Origin of the sequence: Streptomyces sp. HUAS 31 (genome assembly GCF_028198125.1) — a bacterium.
Classification (GTDB): domain Bacteria; phylum Actinomycetota; class Actinomycetes; order Streptomycetales; family Streptomycetaceae; genus Streptomyces; species Streptomyces chartreusis.
Map to the genome: position 1 here is coordinate 5,875,453 of NZ_CP116353.1, position 21,208 is coordinate 5,896,660.

The window sequence follows — 21,208 nt, forward strand, 5'->3', positions numbered from 1 at the left end:
CACTCGTCACGCAAGGGAAAGGGAACGTCCGCGTGGTCATCGTCTTCGCGCTCGTCGCGCTGCTCGTGCTGTCCGTCGTGGTGGTGGGCAACTGGTGGATGTGGCGTCGTCTGTTCCGTGACACGACCCGCGCTCCCGGCCTCGTGCGCCGGGTGGGCGTGGTGGTGATCGCCGGCGGCTGGGCGCTGACGATCGGCGGCCTGGTCGCCGAGCGCACGGGCGCGCCCTTCTGGCTCCAGCAGGTCCTGGCCTGGCCGGGCTTCCTGTGGCTGGCCCTGGCGATGTACCTGATGCTGGGCGTCCTGGCCGGTGAGCTCGTGCGGCCCCTGCTGCGCCGCCGGCTCGAGAGACGGGCGCGCGCGGGGGAGGCCGAGGCCGTACCGGCACCGGAGCCCGAGCCGGTGCCCGTGGCCGCCGCGGGTCCGGCCGACCCGCCCCCGCCCTCGGCGACCGACACGCCCGCGGACTCCGCGACACCGCCCGAGAGCCCTCTGGCCACCCCCACCCGCCGCCTCTTCGTCTCCCGGGTCATCGCCGGAACCGCCGCCGCGGCCGCCGTGGGGACGGTCGGCTACGGCACCTACGGCGTTCTGCGGGGCCCGAAGGTCAAGCGGGTCACCGTCCCGCTGGCCAAGCTCCCGCGCGCGGCGCACGGTTACCGGATCGCGGTCGTCAGCGACGTCCATCTGGGCCCCGTCCTCGGCCGGGGTTTCGCGCAGAAGGTCGTCGACACGATCAACGGCACGCAGCCCGACCTCATCGCCGTCGTGGGCGACCTGGTCGACGGCAGTGTGAAGGACCTCGGTCCGGCGGCGGCCCCGCTCGCCGGGCTCCGGGCTCGGCACGGCGCGTACTTCGTCACCGGCAACCACGAGTACTTCTCGGGTGCCGAGCAGTGGGTCGAGGAGGTTCGCCGTCTGGGCCTGCGCCCGCTGGAGAACGCCCGCACCGAACTGCCCCACTTCGACCTGGCCGGCGTCAACGACATCGCGGGCGAGAGCGAGGGCCAGGGCCCCGACTTCGCCAAGGCGCTCGGCGACCGGGACAGAGCACGCGCGTGCGTGCTGCTCGCCCATCAGCCGGTCCAGATCCACGACGCCGTCGACCACGGCGTCGACCTCCAGCTCTCCGGCCACACCCACGGCGGGCAGCTGTGGCCCGGCAACCTCGTCGCGGGCCTGGCGAACCCGACCCTGGCCGGTCTGGACCGGTACGGCGACACACAGCTGTACGTCAGCCGCGGCGCCGGCGCCTGGGGCCCGCCCACGCGCGTGGGCGCCGAGTCGGACATCACGGTGATCGAGCTGGCGTCCCGTCAGGCCTGACCGGCAACGGCCGTCCCGAAGCTGTGAACAGCCTGTGAAACCTGCTGGAAACGCCCGTAGGTAAGTTCTTTCTCATGTCACCAGAATCCTCTTCCCCCTGACGAAATCCGTGTGATTAGGTGTGCGCGCCACTTAGGGGAGTGGCACATTCCAATAGCTCATGCGGGGGCCCGTCGAGGGCCTGGGGAGAGGGCACACCCATGCGTTCCATTCGCATGCGGATTCTCGCGACGCTGCTCGTGCTGGCGGCCGTGGGAGTGGGCGGCTGGCAGTTGTTGCCGTCGCAGCAGGACGAAGGCAGGACCATCACGGTCGGCACGACGGACGGTGTCACGTCGCTTGACCCGGCCGGCGCCTATGACGCCGGTTCCTGGGCGCTGTTCAGCAACGTCTTCCAGTCGCTGCTGACATTCGAGCCGGGCGGCGTGACACCCGTGCCCGACGCGGCCCAGAGCTGCGGCTTCGACGGCACCGATCTGCGCACCTACCGATGCGAGTTGCGGGAGGGACTCACCTTCCCGAGCGGGCGCGCGATGACCGGCGAGGACGTGAAGTTCTCCTTCGACCGCGTCAAGCGGATCAAGTCGGACGTCGGCCCGTCCTCACTGCTGGACACCCTCGCGTCGGTGAGCGCGAGCGGCCGTGACGTCACATTCCATCTCTCGTCGCCCGACGCCACGTTTCCGCTCAAGGTGGCCACCGGCGCGGGCGCGATCGTGGACCGCGAGAAGTATCCGGCCAAGGCGCTGCGCACCGACAACGGTGTCGACGGCACCGGCCCGTACAACCTGACGGGGTACACGAAGGACAAGCAGGCCACCCTCGCCCCCAACACGCACTACAAGGGCGCGATCAGCGGCACCGGCCGACCGGTGGAACTGCGGTACTACGGCGACGGGGACGCCCTGGAGAAGGCGTGGAAGGGCAAGCAGGTCGACGTCGCCACACGCACGCTGCCGCCCGAGGTCCTCGCCGGCCTGAACGCCTCCGACCCCGGTCAGCGTGTCTCCGAGGCCGACAGCTCCGAGATCCGCAACCTCTACTTCAACACCCGCAAGACCTCGCCCCTGCACGACGTCAGGGTCCGGCAGGCCATGGCCTGGCTCATCGACCGCGAGAAGCTCGCCGCGACCGTGTACAAGGGCACCGTCGACCCGCTGTACTCGCTGATCCCGACCGGCATCACCGGCCACACCACGTCGTTCTTCGACGCCTACCCCCAGCTGAACAAGGCCAAGGCGCGCGCCCTGCTCACCGACGCCGGCGTCGGCCTGCCCGTGCGCTTCACCTACGGCTACGCCACCGGCCGCGGTTCCGGGGCCGAGGAGGCCGCGGAGATCAAGCGGCAGCTGGAGGCGACCGGCCTGTTCAAGGTGACGCTCAAGGGCTACGAATGGACCGACTTCCAGAAGCGCTGGGCGAGCGGCAAGCTCGACGCCTACGCCGTCGGCTGGGTCGCCGACTTCCCCGACCCGGACACCTACGGGGGCCCGCTCGTCGGCACGAACGGCACCATGAGCACCGGATACAGCGACAAGGCCGTGGACCAGCTCATCACGGCCAGCCAGCAGTACGCCGACCGCGGCGAGGCGACGAAGGACTTCCGCTCGCTCCAGGAGGCCGTCGCCCGCGACGTCCCGGTGATCCCGCTGTGGCAGGCCAAGGAGTACGTCGTCTCCAGCGAGGAGGTCGGCGGCGGCCAGTACCTCTCCGACGGCACCGGCGTCTTCCGGCTCTGGCGTCTCACCTGGATCTGACGCGATCTCGTCGCCCCGACCCTTCAGGCGGTGGTGCAGAAGGGGCACCCGGCGCTGCACCATGTGAGGGAGGTGTGCGTGGTGTGAGGAGCAAACGTGTTGAGACGCAACGCCTTCCGGCTGCCCCGGCATCCGGCGTCCGTCGGTCTCGCGCGGCGCCGGGTCCGGGATCACCTGGCCGACTGGGGGCACGGACGGCGCGATCCGGCGCTTCAGGACGCGGTGCTGCTCGTCTCCGAGCTGGCCACCAACGTCGTCCGGCACGGCCCGTCCCCGGGATTCGGGAGCGGGGAGCACCCGCAGCCGGAGCGTGAGTTCGAGGTCGCGGTCACCGCGCTCGCCGACGGCTCCTGTCTGATCGAGGTGTCGGACGAGAGCCAACAGGAGCCGCGGCTGCGGGCGGTGGGGGAGTGGGAGGAGGCCGGCCGCGGCCTGCACCTGGTGGAGAACCTGGCCGCGGCGTGGGGAGTGTGGAGCCGGGGACGGCACGGCAAGACCGTGTGGGCGCTGATAATCGCCAATCCGGGCCCCTGAGAGACCGCGTGACGGTTACGACCGTGAAGCCGCCCCGGTCGCCAGGATCACCGTGACGGCCAGCCCCTCACCCGGCGCCGTCCGCACCGCGACCTCGCCGCCGTGCGCCTCCACCACGCCCTGCACGATCGCCATCCCGAGCCCGCTGCCCGCACCCCCGCCGGCCCGGAAGAACCGGTCGAAGATCCGTGCCGCGTCCTCCTCGCACAGCCCGGCCCCCTTGTCCTCGACACACAGCCGCACGACGCCGTCGGTCCGCTCAAGACCCAGCCGCACCGGCACGTCGGCGGGCGTGTGCGTGCGGACGTTGCTCAGCAGATTGCCCAGCACCTGGCGCAGCCCCGACTCGTCGGCGTGCACCAGCAGGGTGCCGTCGGCGTCGACCGTGATCGGCCGCTCGGGCTGCTGCACCCGCAGGTCCTCGGCGGACTCGCGCACCAGCCGGCTCAGGTCGACGTTGCGGAAGCGCAGTTCGGGCCGCTGGTCGAGCCGGGCGAGGGTGAGCAGCTCGTCGACGAGCCGGCCCATGCGGTCGACCTCGCCGTTCATCCGGTCCCAGACCCGTTTGCGCTCGGCGGGCTCCGGCAGCATCCCCCGGTCGTACAGCTGGAGATAGCCGCGTATCGCGGCCAGCGGGGTGCGCAGTTCGTGCGAGGCGTCGCCGACGAACCGCCGCAGCTGGGTCGCGCTGCGCTCGCGCGTGCGGTACGCCGACTCCACCTGGTGGAGCATCGAGTTCAGGGCCACCCTCAGCTGCTCGACCTCCAGCGTCGGATCGCTGTTGGAGGGGATGCGGCGGGTCAGATCGCCCTCGGCTATCGCCGACGAGGTCTCCACCATGTCCTCCAGCGGCCGCATCCGGCGGCGCACGCTGAACATGGTCAGACAGCCGAGCAGCGCCAGCAGCAGCGTGCCGACGGCCAGGTCCATCCTGAGGGCCTTGCCCATGCCTTCGTGCAGGCCCTCGGTCGGGACGGCGATCAGCACGATGGTGCCGTCCGCCAGCTGCGCGCCGACCATGCGGTAGCGGTCGCTGTCGACCCGAACGTCGCGCGGATCCTCGTCCGCCGCGAGGGCCACCGGGTCCTTCGCGGCGGCGGCCAGGGCGTGCTGGCGGGGTGTCGGCGTGAGCGGGCCGAGGGCGACGGGCCGTCCTGCGGTGTCGACGGCGACGTAGACCATGCTCGGGCTCGGCAGCGGGTCGGTGTCGCGGGCGCCGCCGTCGGTGAACTTGTCCAGCGCGACGCCCAGTTCGCTCAGCGACTCGATCTGGCGCAGTGTGAATCCGGCGTGCCCCAGGGTGGTGCGCGCGCTCTTCAGCTCGCTGTCGACCTTGTCGAGCAGGTAGAACCGCGCGGTCACCAGGCTGACGGCGGTCGCGACGACGATGCCGATGGCCAGCAGCGCCACGTTCGCCAGGGTCAGCTTGCCGCGCAGGGAGTGGATCCCGCGCGGGCGGCCGACGCGGGAGATCCAGGGAATCCTCATGCCAGCCCGTATCCGACACCGCGCCGCGTGGTGATCACCGGTGGCCCCAGGGCGTCCAGCTTGCGCCGCAGATAGCTGATGTAGGTCTCCACGACGGTCGACTCCGGCGGGGTGTGCTCGTACTGCCAGACATGGCGCAGGAGCTGGTCCTTGGGCACGATCCGGCCGCCGTTGCGCACCAGGAAGCGCAGCAGGGCGTACTCGGTGGGGGTGAGCTCGACGGTGCGGCCCGCGCGGCGCACCGAGTACGTCGTCTCGTCCAGCTCCAGATCGCCGTATCTGAGCGGCGGACGCTGCGGCAGGACGTCGGTGGGGCGGGTGCGGCGCAGGACGGCCGTCAGCCGGGCGACGACCACGTCGACGTCGAACGGCTTGGTGATGTAGTCGTCGCCGAAGCCGAGGGCGCCGACGATCTCGGCGGGCGCGTCCCGTGCGGTGAGAAAGACCAGCGCCAGATCGGGGCGGCGCACGCGCAGTTCGCGCCCGAGGGCACGGCCGTCGCCGTCGGGGAGCATGACGTCGAGCAGCGCCGCGTCGGGGCGGGTGCGCTCGGCGAGGCCGAGCGCTTCACGGACGGTGCCCGCCGTCATGACCTCGAACCGGTGGTAGCGCAGGGCGATGGCGAGAACGTCCGCGATGGACTCCTCGTCCTCCACCACCAGCACCGTGCCTGATCCCGTCGTCATGCCCCCAGTATCGGCGGGCCCACTGACAACCGGGCCGGTTCTGCTTTGGAGTTCCTTGAGAGTCATGGCCGACGCATGCCCACGCGTGTGTGCCGCCGCCAATGCTGTTGCCCAGGACCTGGGGGACCGACCGAACCGAATAAGGAGCGTTGAGCGTGGCGGCATTGGCACGGTGGTGCTATCGGCATCGGCTGGTGGTCCTGTTGCTGTGGTTGGGGGCACTGTTCGGACTGGGCGCGGCGAGTGCCGGCGCCGGGACGAACTACGCGAACGTCTTCTCCCTCCCGGACACGGACTCGGCGACCGCGTACGACCTGATGGAGAAGGCCTTCCCGGAGCGTGCCGGCGACACCGACACGGTGGTGTGGAAGGTGGACGAGGGATCCGTACGGGACGAGTCCGTACGCTCCCGGATCGAGCCCGCCCTCCAGGAGATCGGGCGGATGAAGGGCGTCGGTGAGGTCACCGACCCGTACGCGGCACAAGGGGCCGCGCAGATCAGCGAGGACGGGCGGATCGCCTACGCCCAGGTCACCTTCACGGAGCAGGCCAACGCCGTCCCCAAGGAGCTGATCGAGGACGTCGTCGACAAGGCGCAGGCCGCCGAGGCCGACGGGCTCCGGGTCGAGCTGGGCGGCCAGGCCATCGCCCGCACCCAGGAGCCCCCGCAGGGCACCGCGGAGGCGGTCGGCATCCTCGCCGCGGCCGTCGTGCTGTTCCTCGCGTTCGGCTCGCTGTTCGCGATGCTGCTGCCGATCGTCGTGGCGGTCGCGGGCGTCGGCACCGGCATGATCGCGACGATGCTGATGAGCCACGTCACGGATGTGCCCGAAGTGGCTCCGCTGCTCGGCTCGCTGATCGGCCTCGGCGTCGGCATCGACTACGCCCTGTTCATCGTCACCCGGCACCGGCGCGGCATCCTGCGCGGGATGAAGCCCGAGGAGGCGGCCGTGACCGCCCTCAACACCTCCGGGCGCGCGGTGCTGTTCGCGGGCGGCACCGTGTGCATCGCACTCGCCGGCATGCTGGTGATGAACATGCGGTTCCTGGACGGCGTGGTCGTCGCGACCTCGCTGACCGTCGTCCTCAGCGTGCTGGCCGCGATCACCCTGCTGCCGGCCCTGCTCGGGCTGCTCGGCATGCGGGTGCTCAGCCGCCGGCAGCGTCGCCGGCTCGCCGCGACGGGACCGGAGCCGGCCGAGGCGAGCGGGCTCGCGGCGCGCTGGTCGTCGTACGTCCAACGGCGTCCGCTGCCGGTCGCGGTGATGGCCGTCGTCGTGATGGCGGTCCTCGCGATCCCCGTGCTCTCGCTGCGCCTGGGCGCCACCGACCAGGGCAACCACCAGGAGTCGACCACCACCCGGCAGGCCTACGACCTGCTCGCCGAGGGCTTCGGACCCGGCTTCAACGGCCCGCTCCAGGTGGTCGTCGAGGGCGACGCCCCGACCGGCCTGGTCGACGGCATCAAGTCCACCGAGGGTGTCGCCCAGGTGGCCGCCGTGCCGCCCGCGGGCGGTGTCACGGTGATCCAGGTCGTGCCGACCACCTCACCGCAGTCCGAGCAGACGGACCGGCTGATCGACCGGCTGCGCGACGACGTGATCCCGCAGTCCGGGGCCGAGGCCCATGTCGGCGGTGTGACGGCCGTCTTCAAGGACTTCGCGTCGGTGACGGCGGACCGGCTGCCCTACTTCGTCGCGACCATCATCGCGCTCGGCTTCCTGCTGCTGATGGTGGCGTTCCGCTCGCTGGTGGTGCCGCTGACGGCCGCGCTGATGAACCTCATCGCGGCGGCCGCGTCCTTCGGCGTGCTGGTGGCGATCTTCCAGTGGGGCTGGGGCACCGAACTCATCGGAGTCGGCAAGGAGGGGCCGATCACGTCCTTCCTGCCGGTCATCATGCTGTCCCTGCTGTTCGGCCTCTCCATGGACTACCAGGTGTTCCTGGTGAGCCGGATGCACGAGGAGTGGGTCCACACCAAGGACAACGCGCGCGCGGTCCGCGTCGGCCTCGCGGAGACCAGCCGGGTCATCAACTCCGCCGCCCTGATCATGATCTGTGTGTTCAGCGCGTTCGTGCTGAGCGGCGACATGGAGGGCGCGATGGCCGGCATCGGCCTGGCGGCGGCCGTCGCCCTGGACGCCTTCATCCTGCGTACGGCCCTGGTGCCGGCCGCGATGCACATGCTCGGCAAGGCGAACTGGTGGCTGCCGGACTGGCTGGAGAAGCGCCTGCCGCATCTGGCGGTCGAGCCCAAGGAGGAGCCGCCGGCCGAGGAGCCCGAGCCGGTCGCCGCGGGCCGGACGTCGGTCGTGCACGGCTTCGTCCGCACCGCCGACGGCGCGCCCGTCGACGGCGCGGCGGTGACGCTGCTGACCAAGGGCGGACGTCAGCTGGACCGCGTGATGTCCCTGGCCGACGGCTCGTACATCGTGTCGGTGCCGGCGCCGGGCACGTATCTGCTGGCGACAGCCGCCGAGTCGTACGGGTCCCGGGCCGGGCAGGTCGTGGTGACGGAAGGGCCGCTCGTGTACGACGTCGAGCTCGCCGAGGGCGGCGTGGACGCCGTCAACTGAGGCTCACCGGAGGCGGTTTCAGGGGCGCTCGCCCTCGGCGGGCGCCCCCTTGCTGGTGTCCTTCCGGTCCGCCTTGTCCGCCTTCCTCCGAGCCGGGTCGGGGATGGCGTTCGTCATCCCCGGCAGGAAGTCCGTGAACAACTCGTGCACCTCGCGCACCAGCGGGCGCAGCACCCGGAAGCGGGCCAGCGACACGCCCCGCGCGGTCAGCTTCGCGCCGCGCTCGGCGAGCCCGTAGCTGCGCTCGCGGCCCTCGGTCCGGTCGAAGATCCAGTACAGGACGAGCCCCATCTGGGAGAGCCACATCAGCTCCGGCAGGATGTCCCGGAGCTCGTCGGGCACCTTGGTCTTCGTGGCGCCGGCCAGCACCTCCCGATGGACGGCGATGGCCTCCAGGCGCGCGTGCTCCGACTCGGGGGAGAAGGGGCTGAGCGGGCTGTCGGGGTCGGCGGCGTTCTTGAAGAACTGCACCGCGAACTCGTGGTACGGCGTGGCGATGTCCAGCCACACCTTCAGCACGCCCGCGAGCCGCGCCTCCAGCTCCGTCTCACGGGCCAGGACCTCCCGGACCGCCGCCCGGTGCTCGGCGGCGATCCGGTCGTAGAAGCCCTGGATCAGGTGTTCCTTGCCCTCGAAGTAGTAGTACGCGTTGCCGACGGAGACTCCGGCCTCCTGGGCGATGGCCCGCATCGTCGTCTTGTCGTAGCCGCGTTCCTGGAACAGCCGCATGGCCGTCTCCAGGATCAGGGCACGGGTCTGCTCGGACTTGCTGGGCGTGTCGCCCTGTTCAGGGCTGTCGTTCTTCGAGGGCACGGAACGAGAGCCTAACGAGTGGTGTTTCGGCCAGTGGTCAGGAGGCCTGTGCCGTCTGGTACAGGTTCTGGGCGTCGGCGCCGAAGTACGGGCCGTACATCCGGTTCGGCAGGAAGTTGTACTTGAAGCTGTTCACCGAGGACAGCAGGCCGGTGCCCGTGGACTCGTTGAACTGTGTGAACCAGGGGCCGCCGCTGGCGCCGCCGGTCATGTTGCAGTTCATGCCGTGGTCGTTCGACAGCAGGAAGTCCCGGTTGGTGTTGCCGCTGCAGTAGATGAACTTCTCGCCGTCGTAGGGGGCTGCGGCCGGGAAGCCGAACGAGTACATGCGCAGGTTGTAGCCGGTGTTGAAGGCCAGCCCCTGCCCGCCGACGACGTCCGTGAGGAGCTTGCCGTCCAGCGGGGCGACGACGGCGGCGCCGACGTCGTAGTTAATGTCCTCGCTCGCCGTCCACTGGGGTGTGGACAGGGTCTTCGAGGCGCTCCAGCGGCCGTAGGGGGACTGCCCGTCGTGGTAGCCGGGCACGAAGACCCAGTTGGTGTGCCAGGCGCCCTCCAGCTTCACGCAGTGGCCGGCCGTGATGACGGTGCTCTTGTTGTTGCTGGTGACGGCGTTGCCGGAGCAGGACGCCGTACGGCCCTGGTAGCTGAAGAACACGCGGCCCGCGGTGTTGACGACCGCGCCGCCGCCGGACCACTGGCCGCCGGCGTTGGGGAAGGCCATCAGGCCGATGTCGGTGACGGCCTTGCCGACCGCCGAGGCGGGGGAGGTGGGCGCGACCGTGGTCGCCGGGCCTTTGCGGGGCGCCACGCCGCCGTCGACGTGGCCGTCGACGCCCACCAGGTCGAGGGGTGTCGCCGCCCGCATCCGCTCCGGTGTCCAGAAGTCGCGGGCCTGCTGCTGCGCTCCGGCGGAGACCTGGCTGACGGCGGTGGGGGTGTCGGGCCTCGGCGCGGCGCCCGCCGGTGTGGCGAGGGCGCCCGCTGTGAGCAGCGCGGTGACGCCGACCAGGGCGCCGAGGGCGGGGCGGGGTATGCGGATGACGCGGGGTATGCCTCTCACGCGTACTCCTTCTGCGATGGGGGGACCGGGCGACCAGATGGCCGCCCGGCAACCGACAGTCGGTGCGAGTGCGGAGTGGAGATGCGGGGGCAGCGTGCCAACCCGAGCGTGGTTTTGGAAGGGTGCATGCCAGAAAAGGAGTTCGGGGGAGCGCCCTTCAGGCCGGGTCCGCCCTGCTCGCCGCCCTTACTGCGATGTGGCGCAGCTCCCGTCGGCGCACCCCGGCGGGTTGTACGTCCATCCCCAACTGGGGTCGTACGACCAGCCGTCCCCGCGTCCGTAGGCCCGACCGCCCCACGTGCCGCCGGCCTGCCTGGCGCCACCCCACGTGCCGCCGCCCTGTTTCGTGCCGCCCCACGTCGATCCGCGCCACTTCGCGGCGGCCAGTACGGCCCCCTTGGCGAGCCGTGCCCCGGACGGTGTGCTGAGGCGATGCGCGAGTCCCCTGTGCTCGCGCAGCGCCCACAGCGTGACGATCCAGGCGGCGCCGCCGCGGTAGACCTGCCCGGCGTCGCCGACGACGGTGATCTCTTCGAGCGTCGCCGCGTGGTCGAGGCCGGGGAAGCGCCGCCGGGCCTCGTCGGACCCGGCCGGCACCATCTCCAGCGGCACCAACTGCGGCTGCCGTACCAGCCAGTCGCGCACGAAGGTGCACAGCGAGCACTGGGCGTCGTAGAGGACGGTGAGGCCGCGGACCGCGACCCCCGCCGTCCTGCCGCCCGTCGTGTCGGCCGTCATGCCGGGCCCCGCTCAGGCCCCGGCCGACGGGGCGACCCAGTCCTGCGGTGCGACCGGGGGCACCTGCTCGCGCTCCAGCACCCCGCGCCGCCGGATCTTGTTGAGCACGTAGACGTTGCCCAGGTGCATCACGCCGAGCACCAGAAGCACCACGCCGAGCTTGGTCGACAGGGCCTCGAAGATGCCGCGCGTGTCGAGGACGGTGTCGTCGTCGCTCAGATACAGCGCGACGAAACCGAGGTTGACGAGATAGAAGCCGACCACCAGCAGGTGGTTCACGGCGTCGGCGAGCTTCTCGTTCCCGCGCAGCACGTCGGCGAGGAAGATCCGCCCGTTGCGGCTGAGAGTGCGGGCCACCCAGATGGTCAGGGCGATGCTGACGACCAGGTAGATGATGTAGGCGATGACCGTGCGGTCCATGGCCTCCCCCTTCTTGAACGCGTTCAAAACGCTGACAGGGATGACTGTAGGCCCTGTCTTTGAACATGTTCAACTCAATAGGGGTGAGGCCTCCGTCACGTCCCCGCCGGGGGCGTCGTCAGGGTCTGCGCCCGAGCTCCGGCCGTTTGCAGTAGTCCGTGAACCCGACGACGTTCCCCCAGGGGTCGGCGATCTCGACGGTCCAGCCGGTCGCCGTGGAGAAGGGCGCGTCGACCGGTTCGACACCGGCGTCGCGCAGCGTCCGCGCAGCCGCCCGTGCGTCCGGCACCTCCAGCCATACGCGGGGAGACGGCCACGGCGGTGGACGGTGCCCCAGCGCCTCCTCCTGACGCAGTAGCAGACCCGGTGTCTCGCCGCCGACCTTCAGCTGCGCGATGCCGGCCTCGTCGAGCCGGAACCCGACCGTGAACCCGGCCCGCTCGTAGAACCCGACGGCCTCGCCGAGGTCGCCGACCGGCAGCAGCACGTTGTCGAACCCGAGCAGTTCGTACGACTCGTCATCTGACATACCGTCAGGGTAAGGCGATGATCGGCCGGAACCGGTGATTGTCAGTGCCGGCTCGTACTGTCGGCGGCATGGGAATGGTGACGTTCGTCGACGAGACGACAAGCGGGAGCCGTGGCGACGGCTGGGGACTGGAGATCGCCGAGGAGCGGCTCAGCGCGGGTGAGCTGATCCGGCGCCGGGTGTTCCAGGAGGTCGCCGAGTACAACGCGCGTACGCCGGAGGTCTTCCAGGGCCTGGTGCAGCCGCGCGACGCCGAGCGCGTGCTGAACGGCTACGCGATGCGTACGGCCCGCCGCATGGAACCGGAGGCGCAGACCGAGCTGGCGCTGAAGGCCTTCGCGGGCAACGGCTTCCTCGTCCTCGTGGGGGACCGTCAGATCACCGACCTCGACGAGGAGATCGAACTCGGACCCGGCACCGAGATCACGTTCCTCAAGCTCGTGGCGCTGGTGGGTGGCTGATGGTCGCTTCGACGCCGGAACACACACAGCGGGTCGGCGCGGCCCTCGCCCTGATCGAGGCCGAGGACGCCGAGCGGCTCGTCCCCGAACTGCTCGGACTCTTCGAGCTGACCGACGGCAGGTGGCGCCGGGAGGGTCACGACGTCGCACAAGCGGTCGATGCCGCGGACACCGCCTTCCAGGCGCGGCTCCTGCACGGGCTGGCCGCCCGCTACCACGAGCTGGAGCCCGGCGCGGTCGGACGCCGCCACATCGTGGACCTGCTCAACGGCTTCCGGATGCTGCGGGCCGCCACCGAGGGGCAGCCGCCCGCCACCCGCGCCGCGCTGATCGGCCTGATCGCCGACCAGGACGTGCATCACGACCCGAGCGGGCTGGTCCGGCTCGCCGATCAGGAGTTCGCCGACGGACGGGCACTGCCCGACGGGTTCGTCGCCGTGATCCGCCGCTCCTGTCTGACCGTGTGGAACGGCAGAAAGCGCCTGGGGGACCTGGTCGCACGGCTCGACGGCCCACCGGTGAATCCGGGCGAGGCATGGTCCGACACGGCCCTCGCCGAGGCCGCCGAACTCGGCGACGACTGGCTGCGGCTGCTCGCCCACGCGGCCACGGCCACCAGCGCCCGCCCGTCCGCGAAATGGGACCGCACCGGCCGGGCCCTGCTCGCGGCACTCGACGCCGACGAGGTGCGGGAGCGACTGCTGTCGTGGCTCCGGCTCGCGGGCAGGCCGCGCACCGCTCTCCTGCTCGAACCGCGCTACGGCCCGAGCCCCAACGCCACCTTCGACCCGTACAACGCCGACGCCCTGCGGGGCCTGGCCTGGCTGCTCTCCCTCCTGCCCGCACACCCCGAGACCGCCCGCACGCTGGGCGCCCTCGTCGGGACCGCCCTGCGCAAGGTCGCGGGCCTCGGACCGGTGAACCCCAAGGTCGCCAACGCCGCCGTCATCGCGCTGGGCCGCATCGACGACGAGCCGGCCCTCGCCGAACTCGCCCGCCTGGCGGCCCGTGTCACCTTCAAGGGCACGCTCAAGGTCCTCGGCACGGCGCTGGACGCCCGCGCGGAGGCGCTGGGCCTGAGCCGCGAGGAGATCGAGGAACTGGCCGTGCCGGGGTACGGCCTGACGGAGGTGGGCCGCGCGGAGCACCGGCTCGGTGAGGTCACGGCACTGCTCGAAGTCCGCGGCGCCAAGGCGGTGCTGAGCTGGCACAACGCGAGCGGCAAGGCCGCAAGGAGCGTGCCCGCCGCCGTTCGCCGCGACCATGCCGACGAACTCAAGGAGCTCAAGGCCGCGGTCAAGGACATCGACAGGATGCTCTCGGCACAGAGCGAGCGCCTGGACCGCCAGTTCCTCTCGCGCCGTACCTGGCCGTACGCCGCCTGGCGCGAGCGCTACCTCGACCACCCGCTGGTCGGCACGCTCGCCCGCCGCCTCCTGTGGACGGTCGACGGCAGGACCGTCGGGTACGCCGACGGCGAGCTGCGGACCCTGGCCGACGTGCCGGTGACCGAGGGCGGCCGCGTCGAACTCTGGCACCCGGTGGGCCACGAGCCCGCCGAGATCGTCGCCTGGCGGGACTGGCTGGAGCGGCACGGCATCACCCAGCCCTTCAAGCAGGCCCACCGCGAGGTGTACCTGCTGACCGACGCCGAGCGCGCGACGGGGACGTACTCCAACCGCTTCGCCGCGCACTTCCTTCGCCAGCACCAGTTCCACTCGCTGGCGGCGATCCGGGGCTGGCACAACAAGCTGCGCCTGGCCGTCGACGACGAGGCGCCGCCGGCCGTCCGGGAGCTGCCGCAGTGGGGGCTGCGCGCCGAGTACTGGATCGAGGGTGACGGCGGCGAGAACTACGAGGACATCACCGACGCCGGCAGCTACCTGCGACTGCGCAGCGACCAGGTCCGCTTCTACCCGGTCGACGCCCCGCAGAACTCGGCGCACTGCGGCGGCGGGGAGTACCGCATGTGGCTGCGCGACGGCACGGACCCGGTCGACCCATTGCCCCTCTCCGACGTCCCGCCGCTGGTCCTCTCCGAAGTCCTGCGCGACGTCGACCTGTTTGTCGGCGTGGCGAGCGTGGGCAACGATCCGACCTGGCAGGACGGTGGCCCCGAGGGCCGCTTCCGCGAGTACTGGACGTCGTACGGCTTCGGCGAGCTGGGCGCGAGCGCCGAGACCCGCCGGGCCCTGCTGGAACGCCTGGTCCCGAGACTGGCCATCGCCGACCGCTGCACGATCGAGGGCCGCTTCCTGCACGTGAAGGGCGACCGCCACACGTACAAGATCCACCTCGGCTCGGGCAACATCCTCAGAACCCCGAACGACCAATACCTCTGCATAGTCCCCAGATCAACCCCACCCACCCCACCACCCGGCTACCTCCCCTACGAGGGCGATCGGCTGCTGGCGGTGATCCTGAGCAAGGCGATGATGCTGGCGGCCGACACAAAGATCACGGACCCGACGATCCTGAGCCAGCTGTAGCGGTACCTCTCTGCGGTCCACGGTTGCCTGCCCTCCATACTGAACAGCGCTCAGGAGGCGTATGGGGAGGGCGGGCTTCGTGCGACGGGTGCTGTCGGTGCACTTCGCGCCGTGCGCGCTGTTCGTCGCCGGGGTGCTGGCGCTGGTGCGGGCGGGGAGCTTTCAAGGCAGAAGCGATTGGCGCACAGTGCCACCGGAGAGCCCGGCCGCCGCCTTCGGCGCACTCGTCTTGATCTCCTCGTGCTCTGTGCTTCTCGGCCTTCTGCTTCAGCCGTTTCAAGTACGTGCCGTGCGTGTATTGGAGGGCTACTGGGATCGCTGGCCTCTCACGTCGAGGCTCGCGAGCTTGATGATCGAGGTCCAGCGCAAACGCTGGCGAGCTCTGAGCAGGCGAGCCGATACAGGCGTACGAGGGGGTGGCGCCCGGCGGGTGCAGGCTGACGTCCAACGTCGCCTGGCCGCGCGGCCACCGGAGGACGTCCTGATGCCCACCGCGCTCGGCAACGCGTTGCGGGCGGGCGAGATCTCGGCAGGGGAGCGCTACGGACTGGCGACGCTGGCCTCTTGGCCACGGCTGTATCTTCAGGTCTCGGAACGCGCCCTCGTCCTGCTGCGATCTTGCCGGGACGCGCTCGACACGGCTGTGAACCTCTGTTGGTCCTGTCTGGTGTTGACGGGGACCGCCGCTCTGGCGCTGTACGACGAACCGTCGTCCTGGTGGCTGTGCGGTCTGGGGCTCGCCTTTGCGGCGACCGCGTACAAAGGCGCCGTGACGGCAGCACAGTCATATGCGGGGCTAATGCATGTGGCCTACGACCTGCACCGCTTCGACTTGTTGGAGGCCCTGCACTACAGCCTTCCGGCCGATCGCAAAGCAGAGGAAGAGATGTTCCTCCGGGTCTCGGATCAGCTCATGGGCGGGCGAACGGACCTGCCCTACGATCACGGTCGCACCCGAAACCAAGGCCATGACACGGGTAGCCCCTAGGTTTGCGTACCTTCCGCGGGAAGCCAGTTCTTCACCGCTTCGACCCATACCTCCACATCCTTGGGCTCACGGCACTGTGCGAGTAGCCATGGAGACAGATGGCGGTAAGGGCAGGCGACCTGCTGCCCGTTCTGCCAGACGTGTCGATGCACCACCGAATTCAGCGCCGACCGCAACTGTTCCCTGAGGACCGCGTCTCTGCCCTCGACTGCCTCCTGATGCGCGTCGGGGAGCCGGACGACGGACCTGAGGGAGTGCAGGGGAGCACCCGTGGCTCTGTAACCGAGTTCCGCACCGCAGGCCGGGCACGGCTCGCCCAGTATGCGCGCGCCGGGAAGTACCGCGTCGTGCAGCATGCTTCCTCCAGTTCAGCCACATCAGGGGATGTCGTGGGCCCCAGAAGGTGGCTTCATAGTGAGAACCCAGATGGCGTCTGTGATCGAGCCGATCAGCACGATGGCCGAGGCCGTCCAGCGCCATACGATCTGTGTGCCGCAGTCGGGCGGTGCCAGGGATGCGGCGACTCCCAGCCCGAGCATCAAGGTGCCGTAGTTGTAGAAGCGCACCGCCCTGTCATTGCGCGTCCGCCACATATAGGTGGCGAGCCTGTGCTGTGACCGTATGTAGGACTCTGGAGCGGAGCCGTCGCCGATTCCCTTGAACCACTCGGAAAGATCGGCGTAGGTGTAGAAGTAGTACCGCGCGTTGTAGCTGAGCTGCATGCTGAAGATCAACGTCATCGCAGTGATGACCAACAGGACGAGCGTGGGCCCCGGCCACAGGAACTCGTCTGCGGCTCCGGCGACCACGCCGGCCAGTGAGAGCGCGGCCGCAGTGAGCAGGGGCGCAGCCACGAAATGGGCTTCTTTGAGTGCCGCGCCATGCCCTAGTGCCGGAGGAACGTCAGCGATTTGTCCCGGCTCCGGCGTACCTTCGGCCATGGCCACTCCCCCCGGCTCCCGTGCTCACGGGCCGTTCCCCGATCGGAGTGTGACCGCGGAACGGTTCCTTCAGTAGCACCGAGATCAGGCCAAAAACACCAGAGGGCCCCGTTTCCGAAGTGACGGAAACAGGGCCCTGGGGCGTGGGCGGGAGGTCAGAACCGCCGAGTGATCAGGGCCTTCTTGACCTCGGCGATTGCCTTCGTGACCTCGATGCCGCGCGGGCAGGCGTCCGTGCAGTTGAAGGTCGTGCGGCAGCGCCAGACGCCGTCCTTGTCGTTGAGGATCTCCAGGCGCTGCTCCCCGGCCTCGTCACGCGAGTCGAAGATGAAGCGGTGCGCGTTGACGATGGCGGCCGGACCGAAGTACTGGCCGTCGTTCCAGAAGACCGGGCACGAGGAGGTGCAGGCGGCGCAGAGGATGCACTTCGTCGTGTCGTCGAAGCGCTCACGGTCCTCGGCCGTCTGGAGACGCTCGCGCGTCGGCTCGTTGGTGTCCTTCGTGATCAGGAAGGGCATCACGTCGCGGTAGGCCTGGAAGAACGGCTCCATGTCCACGACGAGGTCCTTCAGGACCGTCAGGCCCTTGATGGGCTCGACCGTGATCGGCTTCTCGGGGTTGATGTCCTTGATGAGGGTCTTGCAGGCAAGACGGTTCTTGCCGTTGATCCTCATCGCGTCCGAGCCGCAGATGCCGTGCGCGCAGGAGCGGCGGAAGGTCAGCGTGCCGTCGACGTCCCACTTGATCTTGTGGAGGCCGTCGAGGACGCGCTCCTTGGGGTCGATCTCCAGCTCGAAGTCTTCCCACACGGCCTCGGCGGAGACCTCCGGGTTGAAGCGGCGGACCCGGAAGGTGACCGTGATGTACGGGGAGGCCGCGGACTCTGCCTCGACCTTGTCCATGACGGGGGTTGCCATCAGTACTTACGCTCCATCGGCTGGTAGCGGGTCTGGACGACCGGCTTGTAGTCGAGACGAATGGACTCCGTGCCGTCGTCGCCCACCTCGCGGTACGCCATGGTGTGGCGCATGAAGTTGACGTCGTCGCGGTTCGGGTAGTCCTCGCGGTAGTGACCGCCGCGGGACTCCTTGCGGGCCAGGGCGGACACGGCCATGACCTCGGCCAGGTCGAGCAGGTTGCCCAGCTCGACGGCCTCCAGCAGGTCCGTGTTGAACCGCTTGCCCTTGTCCTGGATCGCGACGTTCTTGTAGCGCTCGCGCAGCTCCGCGATCTTCTCGACCGCCGTCTTGATCGTCTGCTCCGTACGGAACACCATGACGTTGGCGTCCATGGTCTCCTGGAGCTCCTTGCGGATGGCGGCCACCCGCTCGGTGCCGGTGGACGAGCGCAGCCGCTCCACCTGGTCGACCACGAGCTCCGCCGGGTTCTCCGGCAGCTCGACGAAGTCGGCCTTCTGGCTGTACTCGGCGGCGGCGATACCCGCACGGCGGCCGAACACGTTGATGTCCAGCAGGGAGTTCGTGCCGAGCCGGTTGGCGCCGTGCACGGACACGCAGGCGACCTCGCCGGCCGCGTACAGTCCCGGGACCACCGTGGTGTTGTCCGAGAGGACCTCACCCTCGACGTTCGTCGGGATGCCGCCCATGGCGTAGTGCGCGGTGGGCTGGATCGGGATCGGGTCCGTGTACGGCTCGATGCCGAGGTACGTCCGCGCGAACTCCGTGATGTCGGGCAGCTTCGCGTCCAGCTGCTCCGGCGGGAGGTGGGTGAGGTCGAGGTAGACGTGGTCGCCCTCGGGGCCGCAGCCGCGGCCCTCACGGATCTCCGTGTAGATGGAGCGCGAGACGACGTCGCGGGACGCGAGGTCCTTCATGACCGGCGCATACTTCTCCATGAAGCGCTCGCCGTCCTTGTTGCGGAGGATGCCGCCCTCACCGCGGGCGCCCTCCGTCAGCAGGATGCCCATGCGCCAGATGCCGGTCGGGTGGAACTGGAAGAACTCCATGTCCTCCAGCGGCAGACCCCGGCGGTACACGGCGGCCTGGCCGTCACCGGTCAGCGTGTGCGCGTTCGACGTCACCTTGAAGAACTTGCCGGTGCCGCCGGAGGCGTAGATGACCGCCTTCGCCTGGAAGACGTGGATCTCGCCGGTGGCCAGCTCGTACGCCACGACACCGGCCGACTTCTTGACGCCGTCGACCTCGGTGATCAGCTGGTCCAGGACGTAGAACTCGTTGAAGAACTCCACGCCCTCCTTCACGCAGTTCTGGTACAGCGTCTGGAGGATCATGTGGCCGGTGCGGTCCGCCGCGTAGCAGGACCGGCGCACCGGGGCCTCGCCGTGATTACGGCTGTGACCGCCGAAGCGGCGCTGGTCGATGGTGCCGTTCGGGGTGCGGTTGAACGGCAGGCCCATCTTCTCCAGGTCGAGGACGGAGTCGATGGCCTCCTTCGCCAGGATCTCGGCGGCGTCCTGGTCGACCAGGTAGTCACCGCCCTTGACCGTGTCGAAGGTGTGCCACTCCCAGTTGTCCTCCTCCACGTTGGCGAGCGCGGCGGCCATGCCGCCCTGCGCGGCGCCCGTGTGGGAGCGGGTGGGGTACAGCTTGGTCAGCACGGCGGTGCGGCTGCGCTTCGTGGACTCGATGGCCGCGCGCATGCCCGCGCCACCGGCGCCGACGATGACGGTGTCGTACTTGTGGATCTTCATGGTGGTTGCCTCAGCCCCGTGCCTAGCGGATGTTCGGGTCGAAGGTGAAGATCACCAGCGTGCCCAGCAGGATGGTGAACACCGTGGCGGTGTAGAGCAGGCCCTTCAGCCACAGCCGGGTGTTCGCGCGCTCCGCGTAGTCGTTGATGACCGTGCGCAGGCCGTTGGCGCCGTGCAGCATGGCGAGCCACAGCATCAGCAGGTCCCAGACCTGCCAGAACGGGGACGCCCAGCGGCCGGCCACGAAGGCGAAGCCGATCTTGGAGACGCCGCCGTCCAGCACGAGCTGGATCAGCAGGTGGCCGATGACCAGGACTACGAGCACGACGCCGGACAGGCGCATGAACAGCCACGCGGCCATCTCGAAGTTGCCCCGGGTGGACTTCGGGGTCTTCTTCGTGCGCTTGCGCGGGGCCTCGATGAACGGGGCCGGGTTGTCGACGTTGTAGAGGGACTCGCCCTCGACCGGGCCGATACCGGTGGCGGTCTTCTCAGTGGTGGACATGCGCGTCAGCTCCCGAACAGTTCACGAGCGGCGTGGCCCAGAACGGGGTAGATCGCCCCGAGCATGAGCACCAGCCACAGGCCGACGACGGACCAGAGCATCTGCTTCTGGTAGCGCGGGCCCTTCGACCAGAAGTCGACAGCGATGACACGCAGGCCGTTGAGCGCGTGGAACAGGATGGCGGCGACGAGGCCGTACTCCAGCAGCGCGACGATCGGCGTCTTGTACGTGGCTACGACCTTGTCGTAGTCCTCGGGGGAGACACGCACGAGAGCGGTGTCCAGCACGTGAACGAACAGGAAGAAGAAAATGAGGACGCCGGTGACTCGGTGAGCCACCCAGGACCACATTCCTTCCCGGCCGCGGTACAGCGTTCCAGCCGGCACGGAAGTTCCTCCGGGAGCGGGGATTGGGGCCGCGCCGGCTTGTGCTGTCGGTCGGGCCCGGCCGGGTACGGTCCACCGGCCCCCAGCATCGTAGCGACGGTTGCCTGCGGCGCTTACGCCGGGCCGGTGTATGTGATCAAAGTGGCACGCGGATGGGGTATTGGCGGCTAATGGGGTGGGATGTCCGGGTCGATCCCGGTGTGGCGCAGTGGTGGCTGGTCGCGACCACGCGGCGGTAGCCGCAGATCGACTACAGCCCCGCGCCCCTCAGGCGGGCGATCAGACGGCTTCTTGCCAGGCGCCGAAGTTCCTCCGCCGCGACCACCCGCTCTTCCTCCGGATCGTTTGCCAAACGTGACCGGATGCCTGCCAGGACATGGTCCAGGCCCTCCGTGTGCGACAGGCCGTCCAGGCAGATAATGAAGGCATGCCCGAATTTGGCCTCGTACGCGGCGTATGCGGCACTCAGTGCGGTGTGTGCCGCCGAGTAGGCGCCCTCCGGCAGTGCGGGCAACGTTTCCCACGCCAGTGCCTGTGCCAGATCCGCCGGCGTCAGGTCGTACGCCGCCTCGTCGGACGCGGCCAGCAGGGACTCGGCGTCGGGGTAGGGGCGGTGGTCCGCGATGCGGTCGGCCCAGCGAGCGCTGTGCAGGCAGGTCAGAAGGGTCTGCCGGATCTCGTCGGCGGGTGTGGCGTTGAAGCTCTCCAGCGCGTTCTGCGACGGTGGAGTGCGGGTCTGCTCGGGCAGCGGGGGTATGGCCACTCGGCCGGGAAGGTGTGTGGGCGTCACGTGGGTTTCGGCAGGGGAACTTGGGGGAGGAGTGGCGCCACGTTACCG

General features: G+C 69.8%; 20 protein-coding genes. 7 read left to right on the forward strand and 13 right to left on the reverse strand.

Annotated features, from left to right (window positions below; translation table 11 throughout):
• Nucleotides 1-32 precede the first annotated feature (32 nt).
• The 3 genes from PGH47_RS26295 to PGH47_RS26305 all read left to right on the forward strand — a co-directional run bounded on the left by PGH47_RS26295 (nucleotide 33) and on the right by PGH47_RS26305 (nucleotide 3,616).
• Nucleotides 33-1,325 carry a metallophosphoesterase gene (locus PGH47_RS26295; protein WP_271665464.1) on the forward strand — a complete coding sequence of 431 codons (1,293 nt, stop codon included), beginning with the start codon at nucleotides 33-35 and terminating at the stop codon, nucleotides 1,323-1,325.
• Between the two features lie 200 nt (nucleotides 1,326-1,525).
• Nucleotides 1,526-3,082: an ABC transporter substrate-binding protein gene (locus PGH47_RS26300; RefSeq protein WP_271665465.1), complete on the forward strand. Its 1,557-nt coding sequence runs from the start codon at nucleotides 1,526-1,528 to the stop codon at nucleotides 3,080-3,082.
• A 96-nt stretch (nucleotides 3,083-3,178) separates the two neighbouring features.
• Nucleotides 3,179-3,616 (forward strand): ATP-binding protein, encoded by a 438-nt coding sequence (locus PGH47_RS26305; RefSeq protein WP_271665466.1) that lies wholly within the window; start codon nucleotides 3,179-3,181, stop codon nucleotides 3,614-3,616.
• A 15-nt stretch (nucleotides 3,617-3,631) separates the two neighbouring features.
• Here the strand turns inward: PGH47_RS26305 and PGH47_RS26310 are convergent, their stop codons facing one another.
• Nucleotides 3,632-5,104 (reverse strand): sensor histidine kinase, encoded by a 1,473-nt coding sequence (locus PGH47_RS26310; RefSeq protein ID WP_271665467.1) that lies wholly within the window; start codon nucleotides 5,102-5,104, stop codon nucleotides 3,632-3,634.
• Nucleotides 5,101-5,790 carry a response regulator transcription factor gene (locus PGH47_RS26315; RefSeq protein WP_271665468.1) on the reverse strand — a complete coding sequence of 230 codons (690 nt, stop codon included), beginning with the start codon at nucleotides 5,788-5,790 and terminating at the stop codon, nucleotides 5,101-5,103. The genes PGH47_RS26310 and PGH47_RS26315 overlap by 4 nt, the downstream gene beginning before the upstream one ends.
• Before the next feature lie 164 nt (nucleotides 5,791-5,954).
• On the opposite strand from PGH47_RS26315, the gene PGH47_RS26320 reads away from it, so the two are divergent.
• Nucleotides 5,955-8,366 (forward strand): MMPL family transporter, encoded by a 2,412-nt coding sequence (locus PGH47_RS26320; RefSeq protein WP_271668153.1) that lies wholly within the window; start codon nucleotides 5,955-5,957, stop codon nucleotides 8,364-8,366.
• A gap of 18 nt (nucleotides 8,367-8,384) precedes the next feature.
• Here PGH47_RS26320 and PGH47_RS26325 read toward each other — a convergent pair whose 3' ends face one another.
• The 5 genes from PGH47_RS26325 to PGH47_RS26345 all read right to left on the reverse strand — a co-directional run bounded on the left by PGH47_RS26325 (nucleotide 8,385) and on the right by PGH47_RS26345 (nucleotide 11,929).
• Nucleotides 8,385-9,179 (reverse strand): TetR/AcrR family transcriptional regulator, encoded by a 795-nt coding sequence (locus PGH47_RS26325; protein ID WP_271665469.1) that lies wholly within the window; start codon nucleotides 9,177-9,179, stop codon nucleotides 8,385-8,387.
• 37 nt (nucleotides 9,180-9,216) lie between these two features.
• On the reverse strand, nucleotides 9,217-10,242 hold the full coding sequence (locus PGH47_RS26330) for a trypsin-like serine peptidase (protein ID WP_443048534.1): 1,026 nt from the start codon (nucleotides 10,240-10,242) through the stop codon (nucleotides 9,217-9,219).
• Between the two features lie 186 nt (nucleotides 10,243-10,428).
• A complete protein-coding gene (locus PGH47_RS26335; protein ID WP_271665470.1) occupies nucleotides 10,429-10,980 on the reverse strand; it encodes a thiol-disulfide oxidoreductase DCC family protein in 552 nt (183 codons plus the stop codon).
• Between the two features lie 12 nt (nucleotides 10,981-10,992).
• Nucleotides 10,993-11,400 (reverse strand): hypothetical protein, encoded by a 408-nt coding sequence (locus tag PGH47_RS26340; protein ID WP_125526451.1) that lies wholly within the window; start codon nucleotides 11,398-11,400, stop codon nucleotides 10,993-10,995.
• Nucleotides 11,401-11,518: 118 nt separating this feature from the next.
• Entirely contained in the window at nucleotides 11,519-11,929 is a 411-nt protein-coding gene (locus PGH47_RS26345; protein ID WP_271665471.1) for a VOC family protein, read from the reverse strand.
• Between the two features lie 68 nt (nucleotides 11,930-11,997).
• Between PGH47_RS26345 and PGH47_RS26350 the strand changes: the two genes are divergently transcribed.
• The 3 genes from PGH47_RS26350 to PGH47_RS26360 all read left to right on the forward strand — a co-directional run bounded on the left by PGH47_RS26350 (nucleotide 11,998) and on the right by PGH47_RS26360 (nucleotide 15,867).
• Entirely contained in the window at nucleotides 11,998-12,390 is a 393-nt protein-coding gene (locus PGH47_RS26350) for a hypothetical protein (RefSeq protein ID WP_271665472.1), read from the forward strand.
• Nucleotides 12,390-14,879 carry a DUF4132 domain-containing protein gene (locus tag PGH47_RS26355; RefSeq protein ID WP_271665473.1) on the forward strand — a complete coding sequence of 830 codons (2,490 nt, stop codon included), beginning with the start codon at nucleotides 12,390-12,392 and terminating at the stop codon, nucleotides 14,877-14,879. Before PGH47_RS26350 ends, PGH47_RS26355 begins: the two co-directional genes overlap by 1 nt.
• A gap of 79 nt (nucleotides 14,880-14,958) precedes the next feature.
• The gene (locus PGH47_RS26360; protein ID WP_271665474.1) at nucleotides 14,959-15,867 is read left to right on the forward strand and encodes a hypothetical protein; all 909 of its coding nucleotides are present in this window, start codon (nucleotides 14,959-14,961) and stop codon (nucleotides 15,865-15,867) included.
• A 377-nt stretch (nucleotides 15,868-16,244) separates the two neighbouring features.
• On the opposite strand, the gene PGH47_RS26365 is transcribed toward PGH47_RS26360, so the two are convergent.
• The 6 genes from PGH47_RS26365 to PGH47_RS26390 all read right to left on the reverse strand — a co-directional run bounded on the left by PGH47_RS26365 (nucleotide 16,245) and on the right by PGH47_RS26390 (nucleotide 21,160).
• Nucleotides 16,245-16,808, reverse strand: coding sequence for a hypothetical protein (locus tag PGH47_RS26365; protein ID WP_271665475.1), 564 nt, complete (start codon nucleotides 16,806-16,808; stop codon nucleotides 16,245-16,247).
• A gap of 155 nt (nucleotides 16,809-16,963) precedes the next feature.
• On the reverse strand, nucleotides 16,964-17,725 hold the full coding sequence (locus tag PGH47_RS26370; RefSeq protein ID WP_030951271.1) for a succinate dehydrogenase iron-sulfur subunit: 762 nt from the start codon (nucleotides 17,723-17,725) through the stop codon (nucleotides 16,964-16,966).
• A complete protein-coding gene (gene sdhA / locus PGH47_RS26375; protein WP_030951273.1) occupies nucleotides 17,725-19,479 on the reverse strand; it encodes a succinate dehydrogenase flavoprotein subunit in 1,755 nt (584 codons plus the stop codon). The genes PGH47_RS26370 and sdhA overlap by 1 nt, the downstream gene beginning before the upstream one ends.
• A 22-nt stretch (nucleotides 19,480-19,501) precedes the next feature.
• Entirely contained in the window at nucleotides 19,502-19,984 is a 483-nt protein-coding gene (locus PGH47_RS26380) for a succinate dehydrogenase hydrophobic membrane anchor subunit (RefSeq protein WP_030951275.1), read from the reverse strand.
• Nucleotides 19,985-19,989: 5 nt separating this feature from the next.
• Nucleotides 19,990-20,370, reverse strand: a complete 381-nt coding sequence (gene sdhC, locus PGH47_RS26385; RefSeq protein WP_078504082.1) for a succinate dehydrogenase, cytochrome b556 subunit — start codon at nucleotides 20,368-20,370, stop codon at nucleotides 19,990-19,992.
• 250 nt (nucleotides 20,371-20,620) lie between these two features.
• Nucleotides 20,621-21,160, reverse strand: a complete 540-nt coding sequence (locus PGH47_RS26390; RefSeq protein WP_271665476.1) for a 2-oxo-4-hydroxy-4-carboxy-5-ureidoimidazoline decarboxylase — start codon at nucleotides 21,158-21,160, stop codon at nucleotides 20,621-20,623.
• Nucleotides 21,161-21,208: the final 48 nt, after the last annotated feature.